The organism is Arthrospira sp. PCC 8006, from assembly GCF_046480465.1.
GTDB classification, from domain to species: Bacteria; Cyanobacteriota; Cyanobacteriia; order Cyanobacteriales; family Microcoleaceae; genus Limnospira; species Limnospira platensis.
The window spans coordinates 1-911 of record NZ_PKGG01000483.1; the positions used below are offsets into that span (position 1 = coordinate 1).

General features: G+C 40.7%; 1 pseudogene. It reads left to right on the forward strand.

The annotated features are described in order from the left end of the window. Positions 1–20 precede the first annotated feature (20 nt). A pseudogene (locus B9T16_RS28965) lies at positions 21–911 on the forward strand (hypothetical protein); the annotation flags it as partial.

The following is a 911-nucleotide window of genomic DNA, read 5'->3' on the forward strand; positions in this document are numbered from 1 at the left end:
ATTCCCATAGCTGGACTGAAATAACGTCCAAACCGACAACGTTTACTCCTTCAAGTCATACACATACCATTGCTAATGTTACAGGACTTCAAAGTACATTAGACGGTAAAGAGCCTACTTTTACCAAAAATACAGCGTTTAACAAAAATTTTGGAACAACTACTGGAACTGTTACAGAAGGTAACGATGTCAGATATCAAATCTAGAACGCCAACTAGCCATACAATACCTTATCTCAAATAACAGATTCAGGTAATGTTGCTGCCATTGATACAAATGGTAGTACATCTAACTATTTACGCGGCGATGGTGTTTGGGTAACACCTCCTAATACAACCTATTCTGCGGGAACTGCTTAACTTTAGTAGGAACTGAGTTTAGAAACACCGCCCCAAACGTATCCACCAACCTCTCTACAAGCACTACAAGCAATACGTTAACCGTTAACAGTTCTGATGGTACTAATGCTGTATTACCTGGTGCCACGACTGCGCTTGCAGGTGTAATGACGGGGGCAGATAAAACCAAATTGAATGGTATAGCAGCAGGAGCACAGGTGAATGTTGCAACCAACTTAACAGTTTCAACAACCGCGACTAATGTTACCGTCAATAGTTCTACCGGAACTAACGCTACTATTCCAGCAGCTACGACGAGCATCGCCGGTTTATTAACTTCTGCTGATAAATCTAAATTGAATGGAATAGCCGCAGGCGCACAAGTAAATGTAGCAACTAATTTAGGAGTAACAGCAGGAACAACAGCAGGTCCTGTAGTTACATCATCAACAGGAACTAATGTTACTTTACCTACAGCTAGTGCAACTAATTCAGGGATAATTACAACTGGGAATCAGACATGGACAGGAGTTAAAACATTTAATTCATTAATTACCGGGTCAATAAGTGGAA